Source organism: Streptomyces sp. NPDC002788, from assembly GCF_053592115.1.
The window spans coordinates 23,031-46,143 of record NZ_JBSFVB010000003.1; the positions used below are offsets into that span (position 1 = coordinate 23,031).

Genomic DNA, 23,113 nt, shown 5'->3' on the forward strand with positions numbered 1-23,113 from the left:
GAAAGTGACCGTTCTGTGACCGATCTCGGTGGCCCCGGTGACCACCGGGCGAGAGGGCCGGGCGACGGCCCGGAGGCCGTCGCCTCGCAGATCGCCGATGCGGTGGACAGTCTTACGGCCCTGTGGTCGGTCGCCGCACAGGAGGCGTCTCTGCGCCTGTCCCCGCACCAGCTGCGGGCGTTGCGCACCGTGGAGGCGGCGCCCGGTCTCAACCTCACGGCTCTGGCGGACGGCCTGGACATCGGTCTCCCGACGGCCAGCCGCCTCTGCGACCGCCTGGCGGCGGCCGGCCTCCTGGAGCGGACCCCGCACCCGGACACCCGCCGCGAAGTCCAGCTCCGGCTCACCTCCCACGGCCACCACGTCCTGGGCGACGTCGCCGGCCGCCGCGCCCGGGCTCTCGCCACGGCCCTGGCGGCGATGGAACCGGCTGAACGGGCGGCACTCAGCAGGGGGTTGAGGGGGTTCCTGGCGGCGCAGGGCGCCGTGCCTCCCCGGGCCGACGGGAGCAACGGGCTGCCCGGACGGTAGCGGGAACGGGCGGTCGGGGCCCTCGCCGTCGGACTCCGAGGTCGTCCGGCGGTCGTCACGCACTCGACGATCCGCCGTTCAGCACCGCCACGCACGTGTCGTCCCGCACCGGCCGGGCCGCGCTGCCCGCGTCCCGCAGCACCACCGCGGCCGCCACCGCCGGGTCGCAGCTGAACAGGACGTCCTCGGGCGGGGTCCAGCGGCTGGGCAGGCCGTCGCTGTGCAGGACCAGCAGGCTGTCGTCGCGCCACGGCTCCCGCTGTGCGGGCAGGTCGGGGGCCTGCGCGCCCACGATGCCGGGGTGGGACAGCAGCGGCTTCCATGTGCCGTCGGTGCGCAGGCGGCCGCCGACGTTGCCGATCCCGGCGAAGTGCAACTGCCCTGAGGAGAGGTCGGCTTGGGCCACGGCGACGGCAGCGCCCCGGGTGGGGCGCAGGGACCGGCCCAGGCGCCGCAAAATCTCGGAGGGCGGCAGCTCGGCCAGGCCGGGCAGTTCGGTCACCGCCGCGGTGGAGGCCTCGGCGGCCTTCGCTCCGTGACCGAGCCCGTCGGCGAGCAGGAGGGTCAGGCGGTCGCCCGAGCGGACCCGGGCCCAGGCGTCGCCGGAGTACTCGGCCCGGCCGAGGGGGACGTTGACGCCGCCGGCGCGCGGGCCCGGCGGGGGCGGCTCTTTGTGGCGGAGGGCGGGCTCGTGGTCGATACGGGCCAGCACGACCGTGCCCCGGCCGGGGGCGCTGTGCAGGTCGAAGTCGTTCGCTATGCGCCGGCACGTACCGAGCCCGGCACCGAGGGAGGCGGCCACGGTCGTGGAGTAGCCGTCGCGCATCGCCGCCGCCACGTCCGGGATGCCGGGGCCGTGGTCGAGCGAGAGCAGCTGCACGCACGTCCGCCGGCCGCCGTCGTACTCCCGTTGCACGAGGTTGATGAGCACGTGCCCGCCGTCCGCGTGCCGCAGCAGATTGGTCGCCAGCTCCGTCGCCACGAGCGCGGCGGTCGCGGTGCGGTTCGAGGGCAGGCCGGCGCAGGCGCTGGCCTCCTCGGCCGCGACCCGGACGTCCCGCACCCGGGTCGAGTCGTCCACCGGCACGTCCCAGACCCTGCTCATCACGGCCCCGTCCGGGACGGCGGTACGACGGTGGCCCAGGCCGTGACGGTGACGGTGGTCCCCTCGCCGGGACGGCTGTCCACCTCGAAGTCCTGCACCAGCCGCTTGGCCCCGCTCATGCCGAGGCCGAGACCGCCGCCGCTGGTGTAGCCGTCGGTCATCGCCTGGTCCAGGTCGCGGATGCCCGGCCCGGTGTCGACGAAGGCCAGCCGCAGCCCCTGCGACTGCCCGGTGACCAGCGGGGTGATCTCCACATGGCCGCCCCCGCCGTGGACGAGGGTGTTTCGGGCCAGTTCGCTCGCCGCGGTGACGAGTTTGGTCTGCTGCACGAGCCCGAAGCCGAGCTCGGCGGCGGCCTGCCGGACCTGCTGCCGTACCCAGGCCAGATCGGCGTCCGAGCCGATCGGCAGGGTGGTCCGGGCGGCATGGCGGGAAGCCTGCATCAAGGACTCCCCTTCCCGTCGCGCGAGTCCGCGGTGAGCAGTTCCATCGCGCGTTCGACGTCCAGGGCCGTCCGCAGCCCCGGCAGGGTGAGCCCCAGCTCGACCAGGGTGATCGCCACCGCCGGGCGCATCCCGGCCAGCACCGTACGGGCCGCCAGCAGTTTCGCTCCGGCTGCGATCTCGGCGAGGACCCGCCCCAGGAAGGAGTCGACGATCTCCACGCCGGAGATGTCGATCACGACCCCGGTCACCCGGGAGTGCGCGATCCGGGCCGTGATGTCCTGCTGGAGCTGCTCGGCCATCCCGTCGTGCAACTCGCCCTGGAGGGTGACCAGCAGGACGTCGCCCAGCTGGAGAACCGGCACCGTGAAGGCGTGCCCGCCCACGGGCGCGGTCAGCGGGAGTCCGTCCCCCGCGGGCCCGTTCACCGCGCTCCCGCGTCCGCCGGGTCGGCCGCCCGCAGGGGCGCGATCTCGACGCCCTGCCGACTGAGCGCGTAGGCCAGCGCGTCCGCCAGGCTCGCGCGGGTGAGCACCGTGCCGAGGTCGATGCCCAGATGGACGATGGTCTGCGCGATCGCGGGCCGGATACCGGAGACGATGCACTCCGCGCCCATCAGCCGGGCTGCCACCACCGTCTTCATCAGGTGCTGGGCGACCAGCGAGTCGACCGTGGGCACGCCGGTGATGTCGAGGATGGCGTACCGGGCGCGCTCGGCGACGATCGCGTTCAGCAGGCTCTCCATGACCACCTGGCTGCGCGCGCTGTCCAGGGTGCCGATCAGCGGGACCGCGACCGTGCTGTCCCAGAGCTTGATCACCGGGGTGGCCACCTCGTGCAGCTGCTCGCGCTGCCGGGCGATCACCTCCTCGCCCGCGCTGACCGTCGTCTCCAGCACGACCAGGCGAAGGGTGCCCATGAGCACGGTCAGCGCCACGACGCACTCCTGCGCCTCGGGGGAGTGCGGGTCCGGGAACTCGGCGCGCAGCACCTCGGTCGCCGGTTCGCGCAGGGCGGCCACCTCGTGGGAGACGCCGTCCGGGTCGAGGCCCGTGCGGGCGCGGGAGGCGGCCATCCGCCCCAGCTGGTCGCGCACCGCCTCGAAGCCGGACGCCCGGATGTCGTCCAGCCGCCCGGAGGCCGCCACGGCCGCCAGCGCGGCGGCCACTGCCCGGCCGGCCTCAACCGCCTCGTCGCGTGACACCGTGAAGACCGTGCGGAACAGCGCGGTGTCCGCCCACCGTTGGGCGATCTGCTCACGGCGCCGTTCGAGGAAGGCGCTCACCCGGTGCGCGGCCGGCTCCTGTTCAGCGTTCTCATCCGACACCGACACTTGCATCGCTCCCTTGCACGGACCGGCCGAGGTCACGCCACGGCACCCCAGCCGTTACTTGCCGTATGACAAACATTAGTGCCGACGGGCGGCACCGCCAAACAACCGTCTACCGACGCCCCCGACCAGCGCCTTCCCTCACCCCCTGCCGTCCACGCCAGTCCAGACAGACCACGAGGGCGTCGTCGTCCGGGACGGACCTGCCGCGATGGCCGGTCAGTTCGCGCAGGATGGCCCGGGGCACCTCGGCGGCCGGAAGCAGCCGGGTCGACTGGATCGCCCGGGCCAGGGCGGTGTCGCCGTAGGTCTCTCCGCCCGGGGAGGCGACGTCGTACACCCCGTCGCTGACGAAGACCAGCCGGTCGCCTGGCTCGATGCCGAACTCCTGGGCGACGTAGTCGGTCTCCTCGAACATGCCGAGCGGCAGCTGGGCGTCGAAGGCGACCGGTTCGACCGCGCCCCGGCGCAGCCGCAGCAGCCGCGGGGACCCGGCGTCCACCGCCCGGGCTCGTCCGGTGGCCAGGTCGATGTCGAGCATCAGCACGGACAGGTAGCAGCGGCCCCGGTAGTGGGCGTACACCGCCTGGTCGGCCAGGGCCGCCTGGTCGTCGATGGCCAGACCGGCCCGGCGCGCGTTGCGCAGGGCGTTGATCGCCAGGTTCGTCAGCAGGGAGGCCTCGATGCCCTCGCCCATGCCGTTGGTGACGTAGAGGCTGAGCCGGTCGGCCGACGCGGACCAGTCGAAGCTGTCGCCGAAGATGGCGTACGCCGGTTCCAGCTGCGCGCCGAGTTCGTACTCGGGACGGGCGCAGGAGCGGCCGGGCAGCAGCTGCCACTGCATCTCGGCGGCCAGGGTGAGCCGGTCCCGTCGGCGGGCCTGGAGGTACAGGTCGGTGTCCCGCTCGGCCACGACCACTTCGTGCCCCAGCACCTGGGCGATCTCGGCCAGTTCGCCCAGGCAGTTCTCGGCGTGCTCGCCGCCCGGCAGGGTCACCGTCAGCACGCCGAGGCGGTCGCCGCGTACGGAAACGGGCAGGTGCGCGCGGACGAGATCACCCGAAGGGCCTTCCAGGTGCGGCTCCTGCGCGCCGAAGGCCCGGCCCGCCGGGCTGTTGTGCACCGGCACCGGCTCGAGGGTCTGCGGCAGCACGGACACCGGCTGAAGCACCGTCATCCCGTAGTCGGCCAGGAACAGCTCGACGGAGTCCGCCGCGTACTGATCGGTCAGTACACGACGGACCGCGTCCAGCAGTTGATGGGGCGCCGCCGTGCGCAGGGCGCGCTCGGCGGCGATGAATCTGTTCACGGTCGTGGTCACGACGGTCGAAACACCAGTCCTTGGTCAGTGGTCGATGAGTTGGGGGGGGACGAGCCCCGGCACGGCGGGCCCGTGACACGCGCCACTCGGACACGCGCCACTCGGGCACGGCCGTGGGCACGGGCACGAGCCTCGGCGCGACCGCGGGTACGGCTCGTCCGGCATTGCCGCGGAGACGGGCGCGGGCCTGGGCACGGCCGTGGGAGCCGGCTCAGGGGCGAGCCCGAACACGCACCCGGCCACGGGGGCGAGTACGGCCACAGGAACGGGCCCGGCCGGGGGAACGGCTCCGGTAGCGGTTCCGGCCACAGGCCCGTTCGCGGCCCGGCGCGCCGGCCTCGGGCGTGCGGCCGACGGCGTGGTGGGCCGCTGGCCCCCGCGTCCGCAAGTCACCCGTGGCTCCCGGCACGCCTAGTACGCTGACGGCCATCCCGGTGCCTGCGAGAGTGTGACTGTGACTTCCCTCCGACCCCGCCCAGAGCCAGCAGAGGTCGCCCGTGTGACCTCCACGGCCGCGGAGTTGCTGGAGGTTCTGTGGGGCAGGGCCTCGACCGCGCCGGCCTCCGCGTCCCAGCTGCGCGTGCTGCTCATCCTCGAGCACCACGAGGGCATCAACCTGCGCACCCTCGCCGACTCCCTCGCCTCCACACCGCCCTCGACCAGCCGGCTCTGCGACCGGCTCCAGGCGGCCGGGTTCGTCGAGCGCGTGGTCGGCCCGGCGGACCGGCGCGAGGTGCGGCTGCACCTCAGCAGCCGGGGCCGCGTCTTCCTGGGCGATCTGCGTGACCGCCGGGAGCACGCGCTGCGCGCGGTGCTCGACCAGATGCCCGCCGCCAAGCGGGTCGCGCTGCTGGAGGGGCTGGAGGCGTTCTGCGACGCGGCGGCGGCCCAGATACACGACGACTCCGACGACTCCCGCTCGTCCGGAACCCGGACGGCCTGAACTGCCCGCCGCGGCACGGGGTCGTTCCTTCCGGTTCTCCCCCGGGGCACGTTCGGCACGGCCAGATTGTTGCCTGCCCACTATAGTTGCCGAACGACAACTGTCCGCTCCATGAGCCACTTGGTCTCTTCCGCCGCCCCACACCGTCCCACCACCCTCCTGCCCGTCCGGTCACAGCACACGTCCGGATACCCCGGCACCGCCCCGACCTGCGTCGACTGTGGTCAACGTCTCGCCGAGGCGTTTACGGCGCATGAGCGGGGAGACACGGGGTAGCGGCGCTGGAGGTGGCCTGTCGGGGGATAGGAGCGGGCCGGAACTACGAGGGAGGGCCCGTGACGGCGACCACGCTCATCGGCACGACGACGGATTCCGCCACCGAGACCGGCGAGGAGCTGCCGCAGATCGCCGAACCGCAGAAGCTCGCCCCGCAGGACGCGCGTGCGCTGACGGGACAGTTCCTCGACCGGCTCGCCGTACTGGAGGAGGGAACCCCCGAATACCAGTACGCGCGCAACACGCTCATTGAGATGAACATGTCGCTGGTGCGGTTCGCGGCCCGCCGGTTCCGCGCGACCGGCCAGTCGATGGAGGACGTCGTCCAGGTCGGCGTCATCGGTCTGATCAAGGCCATCGACCGGTTCGAGGTCTCCCGCGAGGTGCAGTTCACCAGCTTCGCGGTGCCGTACATCATCGGCGAGATCAAGCGGTTCTTCCGCGACACGTCCTGGGCCGTGCACGTGCCGCGCCGCCTGCAGGAGGCCCGTACGGAACTCGCCAAGGCCACCGAGGAGCTGGCGTCCCGCCTGGGGCGCGCCCCGAAGGTCTCCGAACTGGCGGCGCTGATGAGCCTGTCGGAGGAGGAGGTCGTAGAGGCCCAGATCGCGGCCAACGGCTACCTGTCCTCCTCCCTCGACGCCGCGATCACCAACGACTCGGACGAGGGCGACGCGACACTCTCGGCGTTCATCGGCGAGGAGGACCCGGCCCTCGAACTCGTCGAGGACTTCCACTCCCTGGCCCCGCTCGTCGCCGAACTCGACGAGCGCCAGCGCCTTATCCTCCACCTGCGCTTCGTGGAGGAGCTCACCCAGGCCGAGATCGGCGCCCGCCTCGGCATCTCCCAGATGCATGTCTCCCGGCTGATCTCCCGCACGGTGGCCCGCCTGCGGTCGGGCATGCTGGCGACGGGCTGACGCCGCCCCGCAACTGATCGAGCCCCGGTCCGGAGTGACTCCGGACCGGGGCTCTTCTGTAGGCCCTGTGGGACTCGAACCCACAACCAATGGATTAAAAGTCCACTGCTCTGCCAATTGAGCTAAGGGCCCAGGCGATGTTGCCCCCACGAGCATAGCCGGACGACGCCGAGTCTCCGATCGGGTATCCGGGTCCCGGCCGTGCCGGAGGGACGAACAGGGCCGGAACGGCGGAGCGCCGCGGCCCGTCCGGGGGCCACGGCGCTCGTCACGCGTGTGCGTCAGCCGTTGCGCTTCCAGCGCGGCTTGTCCTCGCGGCGGCCGAAGGAACCGCCGGCACGGTGGTCGTCACGCCGGCCGTTCGGTCGGTCGTGGCCGCCGGAGCGGAAGCCCGGACGGTCGTCCCTGCGGTCGCGGTTGAAGGGACGGTCGCTGCCACGGTGCCCACCGCGCTCGTCGCGGCGGAAGCCGCCACGGTCACGGTCGCGGTTGAACCCGGCGCGGTCGTCACGACGCTCGAACGAACGGCCACCGCGGTCGTCACGGGACTCGAAGGACCGGCCACCGCGGTCATCCCGACGCTCGAAGGGACGACCACCACGGTCGTCACGGCGGAAGCCGCCGCGCTCGCCCCGGTCACCGCCACGCTCGCCCCGGTCGTCACGGCGGAAGCCGCGGTCACGGTCGAACGAACGGGCACCGCGGTCACGGTCCCGGTCGCGGTCCCGGTTGAAGCCACCGCGGTCGTCACGACGCTCGAAGGACCGGCCACCGCGGTCATCCCGACGCTCGAACGAACGACCGCCCCGGTCACGGTCGAAGGACCGGTCCCGGTCGGCGTACCGGTCGCGCCCGGCCCCGCCGCGCTCCTCGCGCCGCTCCCGGCGCTCGTACGGCGCGGAGGTCTCGGCGCGGTCCTCGCGCTCGACGTCCTTCGCGGTCGGCTGCTCCGGCACCGTCACCTCGACGGCGGCCGGAACGTCCCCGGACCCGGACTCCGCGGCCACCACGGCCGCGGGCTCCTCGCCCCGCTCACGGGCGATGCGCGCGAGCAACCGGTCGGCCTCCTCGCGCAGCTCGTTCGCACGCCGCTGCGCGCGCTCCAGCTCCTTGGTGAGCTGGGCGACCTCACGCTCGGCCTGCTGCGCCGCGTTGCCCACGGACTCGGCCTGGACCTCGGTCATCGACCGGGCCCCGGTGATCTCGGCGACCTCCGGGTCGAAGGCGCCGGCGCCCTGGATGATGTGACGCGAGGCGTCGACGCCCGCGTCCTCCATCAGCCGGAAGATCTGACGCCGCTGGTGCGGCAGCGAGAGGGAGACGACCGTTCCGGTGCGCCCGGCACGCGCCGTACGGCCGGCCCGGTGCAGGTAGTCCTTGTGGTCGCCGGCCGGGTCCACGTTCAGCACGAGGTCGATGCCGTCGACGTGGATGCCGCGGGCGGCGACGTCGGTCGCGACGAGCGCGTTGACGTAGCCCTTCTTGAAGTCCTCGAGCACGCGGGTACGCGCGCCCTGCGTCATACCGCCGTGCAGCGCGTCGGCCTTCACACCGGAGTCGCAGAGCTGCTCGGCGATACGGTCGGCGCCCAACTGGGTGCGGACGAAGATGATCGTGCGGCCCTTGCGGGAGGCGATCGCGGCGGTGACCGGCGCCTTGTCCTTGGGCTTCACGATGAGGATGTGGTGCGACATGGTCGTGACGTTGCCCTGGGCGCTGTCGACCTCGTGCGTGACCGGGTCGGTCAGGTAGCGCTTGACCAGCGTGGAGATCTCGTTCTCCATCGTCGCCGAGAAGAGCATGCGCTGGCCGCCCGCCGGAACCTGGTCGAGCAGCTCGGTGACCTCGGGCAGGAAGCCCAGGTCGGACATCTGGTCGGCCTCGTCGAGAACGGCGATCTGCACGTTCTCCAGCGAGCAGGCGCCGCGGTTGATGATGTCGCGCAGCCGGCCCGGGGTGGCGACCAGGACGTCGACGCCCCTCTCCAGGGCGTAGATCTGGTTGCCCATCGACGTACCGCCGCAGACGACCTTCATCTTCAGGCCGAGGACGTCGCCGTAGGGCTGCAGCGCGTCGGCGACCTGCATGGCGAGCTCGCGCGTGGGCGTCAGGATGACCGCACGCGGCTTGTGCTTCTCGGTCCGGCCGCCGGCCAGCGTGGCCAGGGCGGGCAGACCGAACGAGAGGGTCTTGCCGGAGCCGGTGCGGCCACGGCCGAGGATGTCCTTGCCTGCCAGGGCGTCCGGGATGGTCGCGGCCTGGATCGGGAAGGGGGTGGTCACACCGTTCTGCGCGAGCTTGCGCACGACGCCCTCGGGCAGACCGAGGTCCGCGAAGGTGGTCTGGGGGGCGTCTTCGACTGCCTCGTTCTCGGGCACGACGACGTGATCAGTACTGGCGATGGACATGCGAATGCGAAACCTTCCGGAGTCTCAAGTCGGCACGCGCCCGTCAACTCCGTGATTCGCGATTCGCAATACGACCGCCTCAATGCGGTCCACCACGGCAAGGGAGAGTACGCGCCACACGGCGCGCTCTGCGGTGGCGCCGGGCAAGATGGGATCAAACGATCTGCCACCATACGCAGTCCGGGCTCCGTAAGGCAAACCGGACTGAGCGGGAGACAGAGGGAACGCGCCCCGACGGCAGGCCGCCGGAAGCACTTCCCTTCAGCCCCAACCAGCCGCCGTCCGGAAATGTTCCCGGCTTTCGTGCTCGCTGCGACGGACGGAGCCGACCGGCGGCCCCAGGCCACCGTGATCTCCCGATCGGTCCCGCCCGGCACGGCTATGCCGGCGCCCCTGCCTCGGGCGCAGGCTCCCGCTGCGCCAGCTGCGGCCCCGGCGGCTCATGCGCCGACGACGACGGCTCCGGTGTGGGCTCCGGGGACGTCGTCGGCTCGGGCGGCGTCGGTGTGGGCTCGGGCTCGGCCGTCCGGGTGGGCTCGGGCGGAGCCGGCGGCTTCGGCGTGGGCCGCGGAGGCCTCCCCGGCTTGTCCCGCCCCGGCGCGGACGCGCTCGCGTCGGCGGTCGGCGACGGCGCGGGCGCCACCGACTCCCCCGGCCCGCCGCCCTTGCCCTTGTCGCCCTTCTCGCCCTTGCCGCGCCCCCGCTTGCCGTCGGCCGACGCCGCGCCGATCCCGGAGCCGCCGCCCGAGACCGCAGAGGCGCCGTCGGGCCCTTGGCCGGCCCGCTGCCCGGCGGAGTGCGACGGCTTGACGCTCCCGCCCGCGTCGTCGTCGCCGACACTCATACAGCCGGCGGCAGCGGCGACGGCCACGACCGTGGCGGCCAGGCGGACGGGTACGTACAAGGGGCGCACGGGGCCACCTCCGGGAAGGGTGAGGGAGTCAACACCTCAACTCCCGCCGCCCACAAGAGGACACGCGCCCCGCAGTCACAACCCGCTCAGCCGTAGCCCAGGGCGTGAAGGCGCTCGTCGTCGATGCCGAAGTGGTGCGCGATCTCGTGCACCACCGTGATCTCCGTCTCGGCGACGACGTCCTCGCGTGACTCGCACATCCGCAGCGTCGGGTTCCGGTAGATGGTGATGCGGTCCGGCAGCACACCGGCGTACCACTCGCCCCGGTCGGTCAGCGGCGTCCCCTCGTACAGCCCGAGCAGCTCGGGATCGTCGGCCGGCGGTTCGTCCTCGACGAACACCGCGACGTTGTCCATCAGTCGCGTCAACTCCGGCGGGATCCGGTCGAGCGCCTCGGCGACCAGCTCCTCGAACTCCTCGCGCGTCATCTCCAGCACAGGCCCATTGTCGGCCACGACCCCGCCGTACGAGAGCCATCCGGCGCCGCATATCCGGCCTCGGACTTGGGCATACGGGACCAATGGCCCGCGTCCCCGCCGCAATCCGGAGTGTCCTGAACCCGATCCGCAGGGCCCCACGCGCCCTGGCCCGTCACTACCGCTCCCGCCAGGCACCCACCACGATCGCGCTCGTACCGCAGCCGCACCCCTGGACCCGAGCGCTGGGACTCGTGACCGTCGTCCTCGTCGGCGCGTGGCTCGGCCTGCTGGTCGTGGGCAACGTACCGGTCCCGGTCGGCCCCATGAACACCACGATGACCCTGCGCCCCTCCTTCACCGGCGGCACGAAGATCAACATCTCGCCCCTGGGCGCCCTGCAGCTGGACAGCCACATCGCCCCGGTCCGCCTGGACGTGAACGTCGACCAGCTCGACCCGGACCGCTCCCGGGCCCTGGTCGACCATCCCGAGCGTCTCTCCGGCCTCCAGGACGAGGTCACCGAGGACGTCGGCCGCGGCACCCTCGACCTGGCCGTGCGCTCCGGCGTCGCCGTCGTCGCCGGCGCCACCGCCCTCGGCCTCGCCGTCTACCGCCGCCCCCGCCGCGCCCTGGCCGCCGGGGGCCTCGCCCTCACCCTGCTCGCCGCCTCGGGCGGCACGGCGTACGCCACCTGGCGCCCCGACTCCGTCCTGGAACCCAAGTTCTCCGGCCTGCTCACGTCGGCCCCGTCCCTGGTCGGCAACGCCCGCAGCATCGTCACGGAATTCGACATCTACCAGAAGGAGTTGGCACGCCTGGTCACCAACGTGACCAGGCTCTACGACGCCACCTCGACGCTCCCCGCCTACGCGCCCGACCCGTCCACGATCCGGGTCCTGCACGTCTCCGACATCCACCTCAACCCGGCGAGCTGGAAGATCATCGCCTCGCTGGTGAAGCAGTACAAGGTGGACGTGATCGTCGACTCGGGCGACACGATGGACCACGGCACGGCCGCCGAGAACGGCTTCCTGGACCCAGTCGAAAACCTCGGGGCGCCCTACGTCTGGGTCCGCGGCAACCACGACTCGATGATCACCCAGCGCTATATGGAGGGCCTGAAGAACGTCCACGTCCTGGACGGCGGCCGGGCGAAGACGATCAAGGGCCTGCGCTTCGCCGGCATCGGTGACCCGCAGTTCACCCCGGACCGCTCGCGGCAGCCCGGCGCCGAGCAGTCCCAGGAACTGGCCGGTGCCCGCCTGGCCACGGCCCTGCGCGACCAGCGCGCGTCCGGCACCCCGGTGGACATCGCCATCGCCCACGAGCCCTCAGCGGCCCGCGAGGTCGACGGCGAGGTCCCCCTGGTCCTGGCCGGCCACCTCCACCACGACGAGATGGAGGTCCTGAAGTTCGGCACCCGGCTCCGCATCGAGGGCTCCACCGGCGGCAGCGGCCTGCGCGCCATCGAGGGCAAGCACCCGGATCCCATCGAGGCGTCGATCCTCTACTTCGACCGGGACACCCGCCATCTCCAGGCCTGGGACGAGATCGAACTGGGCGGCCTCGGCCTCACGACCGCCGAGGTCAGCCGCCACCTCCCGAAGGAGAACCAGCCCGGCGCCGACCCGTCCCCGAGCACCCCGTCGGAGGACTCCCCCTCCGCCTCCCCCTAAACCGTTTTGGCGATACCTCCCGCCATCCCATATGCTTCTCACGTCCCCGACGCGCTGAGAAGCGCCCAGGCGGGCCGATAGCCCTCATCGTCTAGCGGCCTAGGACGCCGCCCTTTCAAGGCGGTAGCACGGGTTCGAATCCCGTTGGGGGCACGCACCACCCTGTGCGACACTGTCGTACGACAAGCTTGGTCCTGTGGAGCAGTTTGGAGTGCTCGCCACCCTGTCAAGGTGGAGGCCGCGGGTTCAAATCCCGTCAGGACCGCTGAGGTTTCACGTGAAACCTCGTGGCTGGGTAGCTCAGTTGGTACGAGCGTCCGCCTGAAAAGCGGAAGGTCGCCGGTTCGACCCCGGCCCCAGCCACAACCGCCCTCACCAGGGCTTGAGCCCCTCTCCACCGATGCTGGAGAGGGGCTCACTCGTGTCGCTTACGCCAGCCGGTACGCCAACGGCTCGCGCATCCGGTATCCCAGGAGGTACCTACGGCATGACGAACCCGTCTCCGACGCGCGGCCCCCTCTTCGCCTTCGCCGAAGACCTGACGAGCGAAGACGTCACAGCCCTGGAAACCTTCCTCAACACCCACCTGGGACGGATGTATGACGAGGTCGGCCCGACCGGTGAGATCTTTTTTGCGATGCGGTCCCTGCTCATCCTGGTCTCCGACTCCGCCGGCCTCCTGCACTCTCTGCTGAGGGTGAAGCAGCCCGATGCATGGCAGCGCGCAGCGATCGTGCGCGAATGGCAACGCCTGCGGGGCACGGCCGCGGATTTCAACCACTGCGACGGATACGATCACGACCGCTGGTGGGACCAGGTGCGGCACTACAACGCAGCAGACGAAGCGGCCGAACAGGATCGAATCCGCCGGATCGCCGCCAGCGCTGAGTCGAACGACGCCATTGATCAGAACGGCGTCGCAGCTCGGGGTGCCTGAGTTCACCTCTCCGGTCGGCCCTGGATCCATCGCGGCGCAACCAAAGCCCGTGGGCGCCGCAGGCGACCAGGGGGGGTCGGCTGTTCCGTCCTCCGGAGGGCCGGACGGGCGCGTGACCCGGCCAAACCGCCGGGGGCAAAAGCGTTAGCCATGAAAATCCGCGGGATGAGATCCTGGACCCCGTATGTCTACGCAATCCGCCCCCGCCCTCGGCGACCTCGCCCCCCGCCTGACCGAGCTCTCCCTGCGCGACGCGCACCGGCTCGGGCGCAGGCTCGAAGGCGCGCGCAAGATCCGTAAGCCGGAGGCCCGGGACGCTGTCCTCGCCGAGCTCGAGGCGGAGGTCGCCAAGGGCGAGGAGCGTATGGCCACCCGGCGCGCCCGCGTGCCCGAGGTCACATATCCCGAGCAGCTGCCGGTCAGCCAGAAGAAGGACGACATCGCGGCCGCGATCCGCGACCACCAGGTCGTGATCGTCGCCGGCGAGACCGGCTCCGGCAAGACGACGCAGATCCCCAAGATCTGCATGGAGCTCGGCCGTGGCGTACGCGGCATGATCGGACACACGCAGCCGAGAAGGATCGCCGCCCGCACCGTCGCCGAGCGCGTCGCGGAGGAGCTGAACACCCCCCTCGGCGAGGCCGTCGGCTGGAAGGTCCGCTTCACCGACCAGGTCGATCCGGACGCCACCTTCGTCAAGCTCATGACGGACGGCATCCTGCTCGCCGAGATCCAGACCGACCGCGAACTGCGCGCCTACGACACGATCATCATCGACGAGGCCCATGAGCGGTCCCTCAACATCGACTTCCTGCTGGGCTACCTCGCCCAGCTGCTGCCGAAGCGCCCCGACCTCAAGGTCGTCATCACCTCGGCCACCATCGACCCCGAGCGCTTCTCACGGCACTTCGGCGACGCCCCGATCATCGAGGTCAGCGGCCGTACGTACCCCGTGGAGGTGCGCTACCGCCCGCTCCTGGAGGAGGACGGCGACGACGCCGACCGCGACCAGATCACCGCGATCATCGACGCGGTGGAGGAGCTGCAGAAGGAGGGCCGGGGCGACATCCTGGTCTTCCTCTCCGGCGAGCGGGAGATCCGGGACACGGCCGACGCCCTCACCAGGAAGAACTACCGCTTCACGGAGATCCTGCCGCTCTACGCCCGGCTCTCCCACGCCGAGCAGCACCGCGTCTTCCAGCCGCACACCGGCCGCAGGATCGTTCTGGCCACCAACGTCGCCGAGACCTCTCTGACGGTCCCGGGCATCAAGTACGTCATCGATCCCGGCTTCGCGAGGATCTCCCGCTACAGCCACCGCACCAAGGTCCAGCGCCTGCCCATCGAGCCGGTCTCCCAGGCCAGCGCCAACCAGCGCAAGGGCCGCTGCGGCCGTACTTCGGACGGCATCTGCATCCGCCTGTACAGCGAGGACGACTTCAACGCCCGCCCGGAGTTCACGGACGCGGAGATCCTCCGCACCAACCTCGCCTCCGTCATCCTGCAGATGACCGCGGCCGGCCTCGGCGACATCGAGAAGTTCCCCTTCATCGACCCGCCGGACCACCGCAACATCCGCGACGGCGTCCAGCTCCTCCAGGAGCTCGGCGCCCTCGACCCGGCGCAGAAGGACCCCCGCAAGCGGCTCACCGAGACCGGCCGCAAGCTCGCCCAGCTGCCCGTCGACCCCCGGCTGGCCCGGATGGTCCTGGAGGCGGACAAGAACGGCTGCGTGCGCGAGGTCATGGTCATAGCCGCCGCGCTGTCCATCCAGGACCCGCGCGAGCGCCCCGCCGACAAGCAGACCCAGGCCGACCAGCAGCACGCCCGCTTCAAGGACGAGACCAGCGACTTCCTGGCCTATCTCAACCTCTGGCGCTACATCCGCGAGCAGCAGAAGGAGCGGGGCTCGTCCTCCTTCCGCCGGATGTGCAAGCAGGAGTACCTCAACTTCCTTCGCATCCGCGAATGGCAGGACATCTACACCCAGTTGCGCACGGTCGCCAAGCAGATGGGCATTCACCTCAACGAGGACGACGCCCCGGCCGACCGCATCCACGTCTCCCTCCTCGCCGGCCTGCTGTCCCACATCGGCATGAAGGACGTGAAGGAGGGCGCGAAGAACGAGTACCTGGGCGCCAGGAACGCCAAGTTCGCGGTCTTCCCGGGCTCGGCCCTCTTCAAGAAGCCCCCGCGCTTCGTGATGTCCGCCGAACTCGTCGAGACGTCTCGCCTCTGGGCCCGCGTCAACGCCAGGATCGAGCCCGAGTGGGTCGAACCCCTCGCCGGCCACCTCCTCAAGCGCACGTACAGCGAACCGCACTGGGAGAAGGACCAGGCGGCCGTGATGGCGTACGAGAAGGTCACGCTCTACGGCGTGCCGATCGTGGCGCAGCGGAAGGTCAACTACGGGCGCATCGACCCGGAGATCAGCCGCGAACTGTTCATCCGGAACGCGCTGGTCGAGGGCGACTGGCGCACCCACCACAAGTTCTTCTCGGACAACCGCCGACTCCTGACCGAAGTCGAGGAGCTGGAGCACCGGGCCCGGCGCCGGGACATCCTGGTCGACGACGAGACGCTGTTCGACTTCTACGACCAGCGGATCCCCGAACACGTCGTCTCGGGCGCGCACTTCGACTCCTGGTGGAAGCGCAAGCGCCACGAGCAGCCCGACTTCCTCGACTTCGAGCGCGAGATGCTCATCAACGAGAAGGCGGGCGAGGTCAGCAAGGCCGACTACCCGGACTCCTGGCGCCAGGGGAACCTGAAGTTCCGTGTGACGTACCAGTTCGAGCCGGGCGCGGACGCCGACGGCGTGACCGTCCACATCCCGTTGCAGGTCCTCAACCAGGTCACGGACGAGGGCTTCGACTGGCAGATCCCGGGCCTCAGGGAAGAGGTCGTCACCGAGCTGATCCGCTCCCTGCCCAAGCCGATCCGCCGGAACTACGTCCCCGCGCCGAACTACGCGAAGGCGTTCCTGGACAGGGCGGTCCCGATGCAGGAGCCCCTCACGACGACCATGGCCCGCGAGCTGAGGCTCATGGTCGGCGTGCCGTTCGAGGCGGACGACTTCGACTGGTCCAGGGTCCCCGACCATCTGAAGGTCACGTTCCGGATCGTCGACGAGCGGCGCCGCAAGCTGGCCGAGGACAAGGACCTGGAGGCTCTGAAGCTCCAGCTGAAGCCCAAGGCCCGCAAGGCCCTGTCGCAGGCGGCAGCGGCCACGGCCGAACGCCAGGGTGGCGAGTCCCTGGAGCGCAGGGGCCTCACCGACTGGACGATCGGCACGCTCACGCGCGTTTTCGAGACGCGCCGGGCCGGTCAGCCGGTGAAGGCGTACCCGGCGCTGGTCGACGACGGTGACACGGTCTCCGTACGCCTCTTCGACACCGAGGCCGAGCAGGCCGAGGCGATGTGGCAGGGCACGCGCCGCCTGATCCTGCGCAACATCCCGGTCAACCCGGCGAAGTTCGCCTCTCAGAAACTGACCAACGCGCAGAAGCTGGCGCTGTCCGCCAATCCGCACGGCTCGATCCAGGGCCTGTTCGACGACTGCGCGACGGCGGCCGCCGACCAACTGATCGCGGACTTCGGCGGGCCGGCGTGGGACGAGGAGTCGTACCGGAAGCTGTACGACAAGGTGCGCGCCGAGATCGTCGACACGACCGTCCGTACGGTGGCCCAGGTGCAGCAGGTCCTGGCCGCCTGGCAGTCCTGTGAGCGCCGCCTGAAGGCCGTCCGCAGCCCCGCGCTGCTGCCGAACCTCCAGGACGTGCGCAAGCAGCTGGACGGCCTCGTGAAGCCCGGCTTCGTGACGGGGGCGGGGCTGCGTCGGATGCCGGACCTGATGCGCTACCTGGTGGCCGCCGACCGGCGTCTCCAGCAGATGCCGACGAACGTCCAGCGGGACACGACGCGGATGCAGAAGGTCCACGAGATGCAGGACGAGTACGCCTGGCTCCTGGAGCAGATGCCGCAGGGCCGGCCGGTCCCGTCGGCGGTCCTGGACATCCGCTGGATGATCGAGGAGCTCCGGGTCAGCTACTTCGCCCACGCGCTGGGCACGGCGTACCCCGTCTCCGACAAGCGGATCGTGAAGGCGATCGACGCGGCAGCGCCGTAACGGCGCGTGCACCCAGGGTGAGTTCGACCAGGGGCCCCGCCCTCCTGTAGAGTCTCTTCTCGCAGCGCAACGCACGGATCGCACTGCGAAACCTGGTCCTGTGGAGCAGTTTGGAGTGCTCGCCACCCTGTCAAGGTGGAGGCCGCGGGTTCAAATCCCGTCAGGACCGCAGCAAAGAACCCGGATCTTCGGATCCGGGTTCTTTTTGTTTGCCCGGCACTGGGCGCCGGTCAGCCACCGCATGCCCGTTCAGCACGGTGCAAACCTTCCATGTCCCCTCACGCCGTCTTGACGCCCTCTCACCCTGTCGGTACTCCAGAACCAGGGCCCTTCCCCGCACGGCCCCCGGAGGTGGCGTATGGCGGCATCGGCCAGGCACGAGACGCGGGCGCTGCTCCGCGCGCACCTGGCGGCCGCGTCGTCGTACCGGCATCTCACCCGGCACTGCCCGATATGCCATCGCCTGCTGCGGCTGGCGATGGAGTCCGCCCCGCAGGCCGCCACCCGGGCCTCGGCATCCGCCCAGGAGGACGAGAGCCCGGCGCCCGCCTGATCCGCCGCCGGCCTCAACACCCTTTCTGGCGTGGGGTGCTGGAGCCACGGCGTTCCACTACCGCACCTGCGCCAGAGCCAACAAGCCGCTCAGTATGTGACGGGTGTCACCGCATGAGTTTTGGAAAGTGCGGTACTTACACCCGGCCTACAACAGGTCAATTTAATATGTGCAATTGCACCCCACCGGGACCCGACCGGAGGGCCCGCACACAGGGGATCCGACACCCGCGCACGGACTCCGGCGAGGCCGCTCACAGGCAGGCCGGCGGACCGGCATCGGCGCACAAAAAAGATCGCGCTGGACCCGGCGGAGTCCAGCGCGATCGACGACGCACCCTGTTATATGCCTGGAAAGCTCTGACTGGCTTGGGCGTGGGGGCTGTTGGGGCAGCACCCCGCGTCGCTTGGAGCTGCGGTTCCGGACGTCACGGCCTGTTGGGGGACGGACCGATTCGACCGGTATTCAGTTGTTCAGGCCTCGCTGCGCTGCTGCGGAATGCCCGCGAGCAGAGCGCGGACCTCGGCCTCGCGGTAACGACGATGCCCGCCGAGCGTGCGGATCGACGTGAGCTTGCCGGCCTTCGCCCACCGCGTGACCGTCTTGGGGTCGACGCGGAACATCGTGGCGACCTCAGCCGGGGTCAGCAGCGGCTCGGCATCAGGGGTGCGAGCGGTCATGAGCGGCCTCCTCGGGAGAACCGAACCTTCTCGGTTCTTTCCTCTAAATTCTGCACCTTGACCCGCGTTGCCCGAAATGGCGGACGCGAGTCGAGTCGGTTATAGGACGAACGGCTTGTCCTCGGCACTACAACTACACCATCTGTCCAGCCGCGTCGGCCAAACCGATGGAATTGCCCCTCCAGGTGTTCATCAGCGACGGAAGCCGATGGACCATGCCATAGCGGACAGTCACACCGCTGTGACGATCAGTCACAGGATGATCAGGAAGTCAGCAGACCCCCCAAAGCGTGCAATGCTGAGATTCCGCCCACACTGGAGCACTACGGGCGGAAGGAGTCCTCCCCGGACTCCTTGTCCTATTTTGGCATGAGGGGGGGCAAGGGGCGCAAGGGCCACGTACGTGCAGTCCGTCACGCTTGGCCCACTTGAGTGGTCTGCCCGGATCGGGCCCTACGTCCCTCGTTGACGAACCCTCAGAAAACGCACAGCCCGATTCAGGACTCGGTGCGAGGACGAAACCCCAAATCGGGCGGTTCGTCAAACGTCAGTTCGTGATCGACCGCGAGCGGTCCGTACGGACGACAAGGCCAGGGGTCAGTTCGCCGACCGCAGATCCCGTACGGAGCGCCACCGCTCCACGAGCCGGGCGTACGCCTCCCCCGCGGCTGTCCCGTCGCCCCGGCGCAGCGCGGCGATGCCCTCGGCCACGTCCGCCGCCGAATGGTCGTCCTCCAGCGCCCCGGTCGGCAGGGCGTGCACCAGGCCTCCGTAGTCCAGTTCCACGAGCGAACGCGGGTGGAACTCCTCCAGCCAGCGCCCGACGTCCACCAGGCCGTCGATCAGCGGCCCCTCGTCCATGGCCTCCCGCAGGGCCCGCAGGCCCCGGGCCACGCGCCGGCGGGCCTGGACCATGGGCGTGCGGTAGCGCAGCACGGGCGGGCTGTCGGCCGAGGTGCCCTTGCCGTACTCGCGCTCCTCGTCGGAGACCAGGACGAACCAGTTGATCGGCACCTGCCAGGTGGCCGTACGGATCCACGGCCGGGCGTCCGGGTTGTCCACCAGCCAGCGCTCGTAGTCCTGCGCCGCCTGGCCCCGCAGGAAGGGCGGCAGGACCGCGTCCAGGACGGGCGGCGGAAGCTCCTCCGAGAGCTCGTCCAGGGCCTGCCAGCCGCGCAGCCGGGTGCGCCAGGGGCAGACGCAGACGACGCCGTCGACATCGAGCACGAAGGCGTCCTCGCTCTCGTGCACCGGCACCGGGACGGGCGGGGTGGGCGCCAAGTCGGCCAGGGCACGGCGGAGTTCGTCCTGGTACGAGGGGCGGTCCGTACGGCGGGCGTAGCGGGCCCAGTGGCTGCGCTCCGGCTCGGGGAAGGCGGCCAGCGGTTCGTACACGCGCAAGTAGGTCGCGTAGGGGACGATCACCGAGGTCACCTTGGGCACGCCTGCTCCCTCCCCCGCGCACCGCCGCGAAAACCTTCGGAACCGCTCACGATCGCGCGGAAAATCTATGCAAATCGTCGCACGGGTGTACTCCGGTCGGAGGTCATCCTGCGCTCTGTGCGGCCGACGGGGCCACCAGGCTCTAATCTCGTGCTCAACAGTCCCCGCCACCCGCACGGGGAGCTGGTCACCACCCGCCGCAACTTACTCAGGAGTCACCACAGTGACCGACGTAACCGGCGCACCTGCTGATGTACTGCACACCCTGTTCCACTCGGACCAGGGCGGTCATGAGCAAGTCGTGCTCTGCCAGGACCGCGCGAGCGGCCTCAAGGCCGTCATCGCCATCCACTCCACCGCCCTCGGACCCGCGCTCGGCGGTACGCGCTTCTACCCCTACGCGAACGAGGCCGAGGCCGTCGCCGACGCGCTGAACCTCGCCCGCGGGATGTCGTACAAGAACGCCATGGCCGGTCTCGACCACGGCGGCGGCAAGGCCGTGATCATCGGCGACCCGGAGAAGATCAAGACCGAGGAGCTGCTCCTCGCCTACGGCCGCTTCGTCGCCTCGCTGGGCGGCCGCTACGTCACCGCCTGCGACGTCGGGACGTACGTCGCCGACATGGACGTCGTGGCCCGCGAGTGCCGCTGGACGACCGGCCGCTCCCCCGAGAGCGGCGGCGCCGGGGACTCCTCCGTGCTCACCGCCTACGGCGTCTACCAGGGAATGCGGGCCTCCGCGCAGCACCTGTGGGGCGACCCCTCGCTGCGCGGGAAGCGGGTCGGCATCGCCGGCGTCGGCAAGGTCGGCCACCACCTGGTGGACCACCTGCGGGCGGAGGGCGCCGAGGTCGTCGTCACCGACGTGCGCGAGGAGGCCGTGGGGCGGATCCTCGCGGCCCACCCGACGGGCGTGACGGCCGTGGCCGACACCGCCACCCTGATCCGCGTCGAGGGCCTCGACGTCTACGCCCCTTGCGCGCTCGGCGGGGCCCTGAACGACGACACGGTGCCGGCGCTCACCGCCAAGGTGGTCTGCGGCGCCGCCAACAACCAGCTCGCCCACCCGGGCGTGGAGAAGGACCTCGCCGACCGCGGGATCCTCTACGCGCCGGACTACGTGGTGAACGCCGGCGGGGTCATCCAGGTCGCCGACGAGCTGCGCGGCTTCGACTTCGACCGGTGCAAGGCGAAGGCCTCGAAGATCTTCGACACCACGCTGGCCATATTCGCACGTGCGAAGGAGGACGGTATTCCGCCGGCCGCGGCGGCCGACCGGATCGCCGAGCACCGGATGCACGACGCGGCCGCGGCCCGCCGGGCGGGCTGAACGGGGCCGATCACAAGACCTCGTACGTTTGACCGGTACCCGTCGGCCGGCAGTTAGAGAGAACTCTCACTTCTCCCGGCGGGTCGACCGCCGATAAGTGGTTAAAATCGCGGTTGACCAGCGAGGACAGGGCGCCTCGAAGGCCCTGGGCGCGGGCACGTCATGCGGGCGACGTACCGTATGGGCGCGGGCTCAGGTACCGTGGGAGCCCTACGGACCGGTCTCTCCGCGGAGAGACCGTGCCGGACCATGAACGCGTGTCAAGACTCTGGGGCCGTCGAGCCCCGTCGTTGAGGGGGTCGAGCCATGGGGCGCGGCCGGGCCAAGGCCAAGCAGACGAAGGTCGCCCGCCAGCTGAAGTACAACAGCGGTGGGACTGACCTCTCACGCCTGGCCGAGGAGCTGGGTGCATCGCCTTCGAATCCGCAGCCGCCTAACGGCGAGCCGTTCGAGGACGATGATCAGGACGAGGACCTGTACGCACGGTACGCCGACCTCTACGGAGACGACGACGACGAGGACGACCAGTCCTCGCAGCATCGTCGCGGCGCTTGACCTTGCACTGAGCACTCACCCGGTCGGTGACTTCGGTCACCGACCGGGTTCTGTGCTGCGCGCAAGGTGACGACTCCCGTGCCTCAGCTCGCGTAGTCACCGATCAGGGCGGCACCGGTGGTGTGCTCGCCCCGGTCCGTGATCTCGCCTGCCACCCAGGCGTCCACGCCACGGTCGGCGAGGGTCGCCAGGGCCACCTCCGCGGACTCCTGAGGCACGATCGCGATCATGCCCACGCCCATGTTCAGGGTCTTCTCCAGCTCCAGGCGCTCGACACTGCCCGTGCGGCCGACGAGGTCGAAGATCGGGGCCGGGACCCAGGTGGAGCGGTCGACGATCGCGTGCAGGTCGTCGGGAACGACCCGGGCGAGGTTGGCCGCGAGTCCGCCGCCGGTGACATGGCTGAAGGCGTGCACCTCGGTGGTGCGCATCAGGGCCAGGCAGTCCAGCGAGTAGATCTTCGTCGGCTCCAGCAGTTCCTCGCCGAGGGTGCGGCCGAGCTCCTCGATGTGCGCGTCCAGCGCCAGACCGGCCTGGTCGAGCAGGACGTGCCGGACGAGCGAGTACCCGTTGGAGTGAAGACCGGAGGACGCCATGGCGATCACCGCGTCACCCGTACGGATACGATCCGCGCCGAGCAGCCGGTCGGCCTCCACGACGCCCGTACCGGCTCCGGCGACATCGAAGTCGTCCTCGCCCAGCAGGCCCGGGTGCTCGGCCGTCTCACCGCCGACCAGGGCGCAGCCGGCCAGCACACAGCCCTCGGCGATGCCCTTGACGATCGCGGCGACCCGCTCGGGATGGACCTTGCCGACACAGATGTAGTCGGTCATGAACAGCGGCTCGGCGCCGCAGACCACGATGTCGTCCATGACCATGGCGACGAGGTCGTGCCCGATCGTGTCGTAGATCCCGAGCCGGCGGGCGATGTCGACCTTGGTGCCGACGCCGTCCGTGGCGGAGGCGAGCAGGGGGCGCTCGTAGTTCTTCAGGGCGGAGGCGTCGAAGAGGCCGGCGAAGCCGCCGAGGCCGCCGAGGACCTCGGGGCGCTGGGCCTTCTTCACCCACTCCTTCATCAGCTCGACGGCGCGGTCGCCGGCTTCGATGTCGACGCCCGCGGCTGCGTAGCTGGCGCCGCCCTCGGCAATGGGTTTCTCAGACATGGCTAAGGAAGACCTTCGTGTCGTACGGCGGGTGATAC

Annotated in this window: 20 protein-coding genes and 5 tRNA genes; 13 read left to right on the top strand and 12 right to left on the bottom strand. The window is 70.7% G+C overall.

The window, feature by feature from the left end; genetic code table 11:
- Positions 1-15 precede the first annotated feature (15 nt).
- On the top strand, positions 16-531 hold the full coding sequence (locus ACWD1U_RS06700) for a MarR family winged helix-turn-helix transcriptional regulator (RefSeq protein WP_451105078.1): 516 nt from the start codon (positions 16-18) through the stop codon (positions 529-531).
- 55 nt (positions 532-586) lie between these two features.
- On the opposite strand, the gene ACWD1U_RS06705 is transcribed toward ACWD1U_RS06700, so the two are convergent.
- The 5 genes from ACWD1U_RS06705 to ACWD1U_RS06725 form a co-directional block, all read right to left on the bottom strand.
- Positions 587-1,636, bottom strand: coding sequence for an ATP-binding SpoIIE family protein phosphatase (locus ACWD1U_RS06705; RefSeq protein WP_451105080.1), 1,050 nt, complete (start codon positions 1,634-1,636; stop codon positions 587-589).
- Positions 1,636-2,079 (bottom strand): ATP-binding protein, encoded by a 444-nt coding sequence (locus tag ACWD1U_RS06710; RefSeq protein WP_451105081.1) that lies wholly within the window; start codon positions 2,077-2,079, stop codon positions 1,636-1,638. The genes ACWD1U_RS06705 and ACWD1U_RS06710 overlap by 1 nt, the downstream gene beginning before the upstream one ends.
- A complete protein-coding gene (locus tag ACWD1U_RS06715; RefSeq protein WP_451105083.1) occupies positions 2,079-2,507 on the bottom strand; it encodes an STAS domain-containing protein in 429 nt (142 codons plus the stop codon). The genes ACWD1U_RS06710 and ACWD1U_RS06715 overlap by 1 nt, the downstream gene beginning before the upstream one ends.
- The gene (locus ACWD1U_RS06720; protein ID WP_451105084.1) at positions 2,504-3,412 is read right to left on the bottom strand and encodes an STAS domain-containing protein; all 909 of its coding nucleotides are present in this window, start codon (positions 3,410-3,412) and stop codon (positions 2,504-2,506) included. Before ACWD1U_RS06720 ends, ACWD1U_RS06715 begins: the two co-directional genes overlap by 4 nt.
- A 109-nt stretch (positions 3,413-3,521) precedes the next feature.
- Positions 3,522-4,718, bottom strand: coding sequence for a PP2C family protein-serine/threonine phosphatase (locus tag ACWD1U_RS06725; RefSeq protein ID WP_451105768.1), 1,197 nt, complete (start codon positions 4,716-4,718; stop codon positions 3,522-3,524).
- A 460-nt stretch (positions 4,719-5,178) separates the two neighbouring features.
- On the opposite strand from ACWD1U_RS06725, the gene ACWD1U_RS06730 reads away from it, so the two are divergent.
- The gene (locus ACWD1U_RS06730; RefSeq protein ID WP_451105085.1) at positions 5,179-5,673 is read left to right on the top strand and encodes a MarR family transcriptional regulator; all 495 of its coding nucleotides are present in this window, start codon (positions 5,179-5,181) and stop codon (positions 5,671-5,673) included.
- A gap of 335 nt (positions 5,674-6,008) precedes the next feature.
- A complete protein-coding gene (locus tag ACWD1U_RS06735; RefSeq protein ID WP_451105087.1) occupies positions 6,009-6,869 on the top strand; it encodes an RNA polymerase sigma factor SigF in 861 nt (286 codons plus the stop codon).
- Between the two features lie 59 nt (positions 6,870-6,928).
- Here the strand turns inward: ACWD1U_RS06735 and ACWD1U_RS06740 are convergent.
- The 4 genes from ACWD1U_RS06740 to ACWD1U_RS06755 form a co-directional block, all read right to left on the bottom strand.
- Positions 6,929-7,001, bottom strand: a tRNA-Lys gene (locus tag ACWD1U_RS06740).
- A gap of 149 nt (positions 7,002-7,150) precedes the next feature.
- Positions 7,151-9,277 carry a DEAD/DEAH box helicase gene (locus tag ACWD1U_RS06745; RefSeq protein ID WP_451105088.1) on the bottom strand — a complete coding sequence of 709 codons (2,127 nt, stop codon included), beginning with the start codon at positions 9,275-9,277 and terminating at the stop codon, positions 7,151-7,153.
- Between the two features lie 379 nt (positions 9,278-9,656).
- The gene (locus tag ACWD1U_RS06750) at positions 9,657-10,190 is read right to left on the bottom strand and encodes a hypothetical protein (RefSeq protein ID WP_451105090.1); all 534 of its coding nucleotides are present in this window, start codon (positions 10,188-10,190) and stop codon (positions 9,657-9,659) included.
- An 86-nt stretch (positions 10,191-10,276) separates the two neighbouring features.
- The gene (locus ACWD1U_RS06755; RefSeq protein ID WP_190199398.1) at positions 10,277-10,627 is read right to left on the bottom strand and encodes a metallopeptidase family protein; all 351 of its coding nucleotides are present in this window, start codon (positions 10,625-10,627) and stop codon (positions 10,277-10,279) included.
- Positions 10,628-10,710: 83 nt separating this feature from the next.
- Here ACWD1U_RS06755 and ACWD1U_RS06760 point away from each other — a divergent pair, with 83 nt between their 5' ends.
- The 8 genes from ACWD1U_RS06760 to ACWD1U_RS06795 all read left to right on the top strand — a co-directional run bounded on the left by ACWD1U_RS06760 (position 10,711) and on the right by ACWD1U_RS06795 (position 17,904).
- The gene (locus ACWD1U_RS06760) at positions 10,711-12,285 is read left to right on the top strand and encodes a metallophosphoesterase family protein (protein WP_451105091.1); all 1,575 of its coding nucleotides are present in this window, start codon (positions 10,711-10,713) and stop codon (positions 12,283-12,285) included.
- Between the two features lie 80 nt (positions 12,286-12,365).
- Positions 12,366-12,438, top strand: a tRNA-Glu gene (locus tag ACWD1U_RS06765).
- 37 nt (positions 12,439-12,475) lie between these two features.
- Positions 12,476-12,550 (top strand) — tRNA-Asp (locus ACWD1U_RS06770).
- 24 nt (positions 12,551-12,574) lie between these two features.
- A tRNA-Phe gene (locus ACWD1U_RS06775) sits at positions 12,575-12,648 on the top strand.
- Positions 12,649-12,772: 124 nt separating this feature from the next.
- The gene (locus ACWD1U_RS06780; RefSeq protein ID WP_451105093.1) at positions 12,773-13,222 is read left to right on the top strand and encodes a hypothetical protein; all 450 of its coding nucleotides are present in this window, start codon (positions 12,773-12,775) and stop codon (positions 13,220-13,222) included.
- Positions 13,223-13,406: 184 nt separating this feature from the next.
- Entirely contained in the window at positions 13,407-17,351 is a 3,945-nt protein-coding gene (gene hrpA / locus ACWD1U_RS06785) for an ATP-dependent RNA helicase HrpA (protein ID WP_451105095.1), read from the top strand.
- A 94-nt stretch (positions 17,352-17,445) separates the two neighbouring features.
- A tRNA-Asp gene (locus tag ACWD1U_RS06790) sits at positions 17,446-17,520 on the top strand.
- A gap of 189 nt (positions 17,521-17,709) precedes the next feature.
- Entirely contained in the window at positions 17,710-17,904 is a 195-nt protein-coding gene (locus tag ACWD1U_RS06795; protein WP_451105097.1) for a DUF6274 family protein, read from the top strand.
- 473 nt (positions 17,905-18,377) lie between these two features.
- Here the strand turns inward: ACWD1U_RS06795 and bldC are convergent, their stop codons facing one another.
- Both bldC and ACWD1U_RS06805 read right to left on the bottom strand, forming a co-directional pair.
- Entirely contained in the window at positions 18,378-18,584 is a 207-nt protein-coding gene (gene bldC, locus ACWD1U_RS06800) for a developmental transcriptional regulator BldC (RefSeq protein WP_003949541.1), read from the bottom strand.
- A 597-nt stretch (positions 18,585-19,181) separates the two neighbouring features.
- Complete coding sequence (locus ACWD1U_RS06805) at positions 19,182-20,027, bottom strand: hypothetical protein (RefSeq protein ID WP_451105099.1); 846 nt, start codon at positions 20,025-20,027, stop codon at positions 19,182-19,184.
- Between the two features lie 223 nt (positions 20,028-20,250).
- Between ACWD1U_RS06805 and ACWD1U_RS06810 the strand changes: the two genes are divergently transcribed.
- The gene (locus ACWD1U_RS06810) at positions 20,251-21,357 is read left to right on the top strand and encodes a Leu/Phe/Val dehydrogenase (protein ID WP_451105101.1); all 1,107 of its coding nucleotides are present in this window, start codon (positions 20,251-20,253) and stop codon (positions 21,355-21,357) included.
- A 306-nt stretch (positions 21,358-21,663) separates the two neighbouring features.
- Positions 21,664-21,912, top strand: coding sequence for a DUF3073 domain-containing protein (locus ACWD1U_RS06815; protein ID WP_451105103.1), 249 nt, complete (start codon positions 21,664-21,666; stop codon positions 21,910-21,912).
- Positions 21,913-21,995: 83 nt separating this feature from the next.
- Here ACWD1U_RS06815 and purM read toward each other — a convergent pair whose 3' ends face one another.
- Positions 21,996-23,075: a phosphoribosylformylglycinamidine cyclo-ligase gene (purM, locus tag ACWD1U_RS06820; protein WP_451105105.1), complete on the bottom strand. Its 1,080-nt coding sequence runs from the start codon at positions 23,073-23,075 to the stop codon at positions 21,996-21,998.
- Positions 23,076-23,113: the final 38 nt, after the last annotated feature.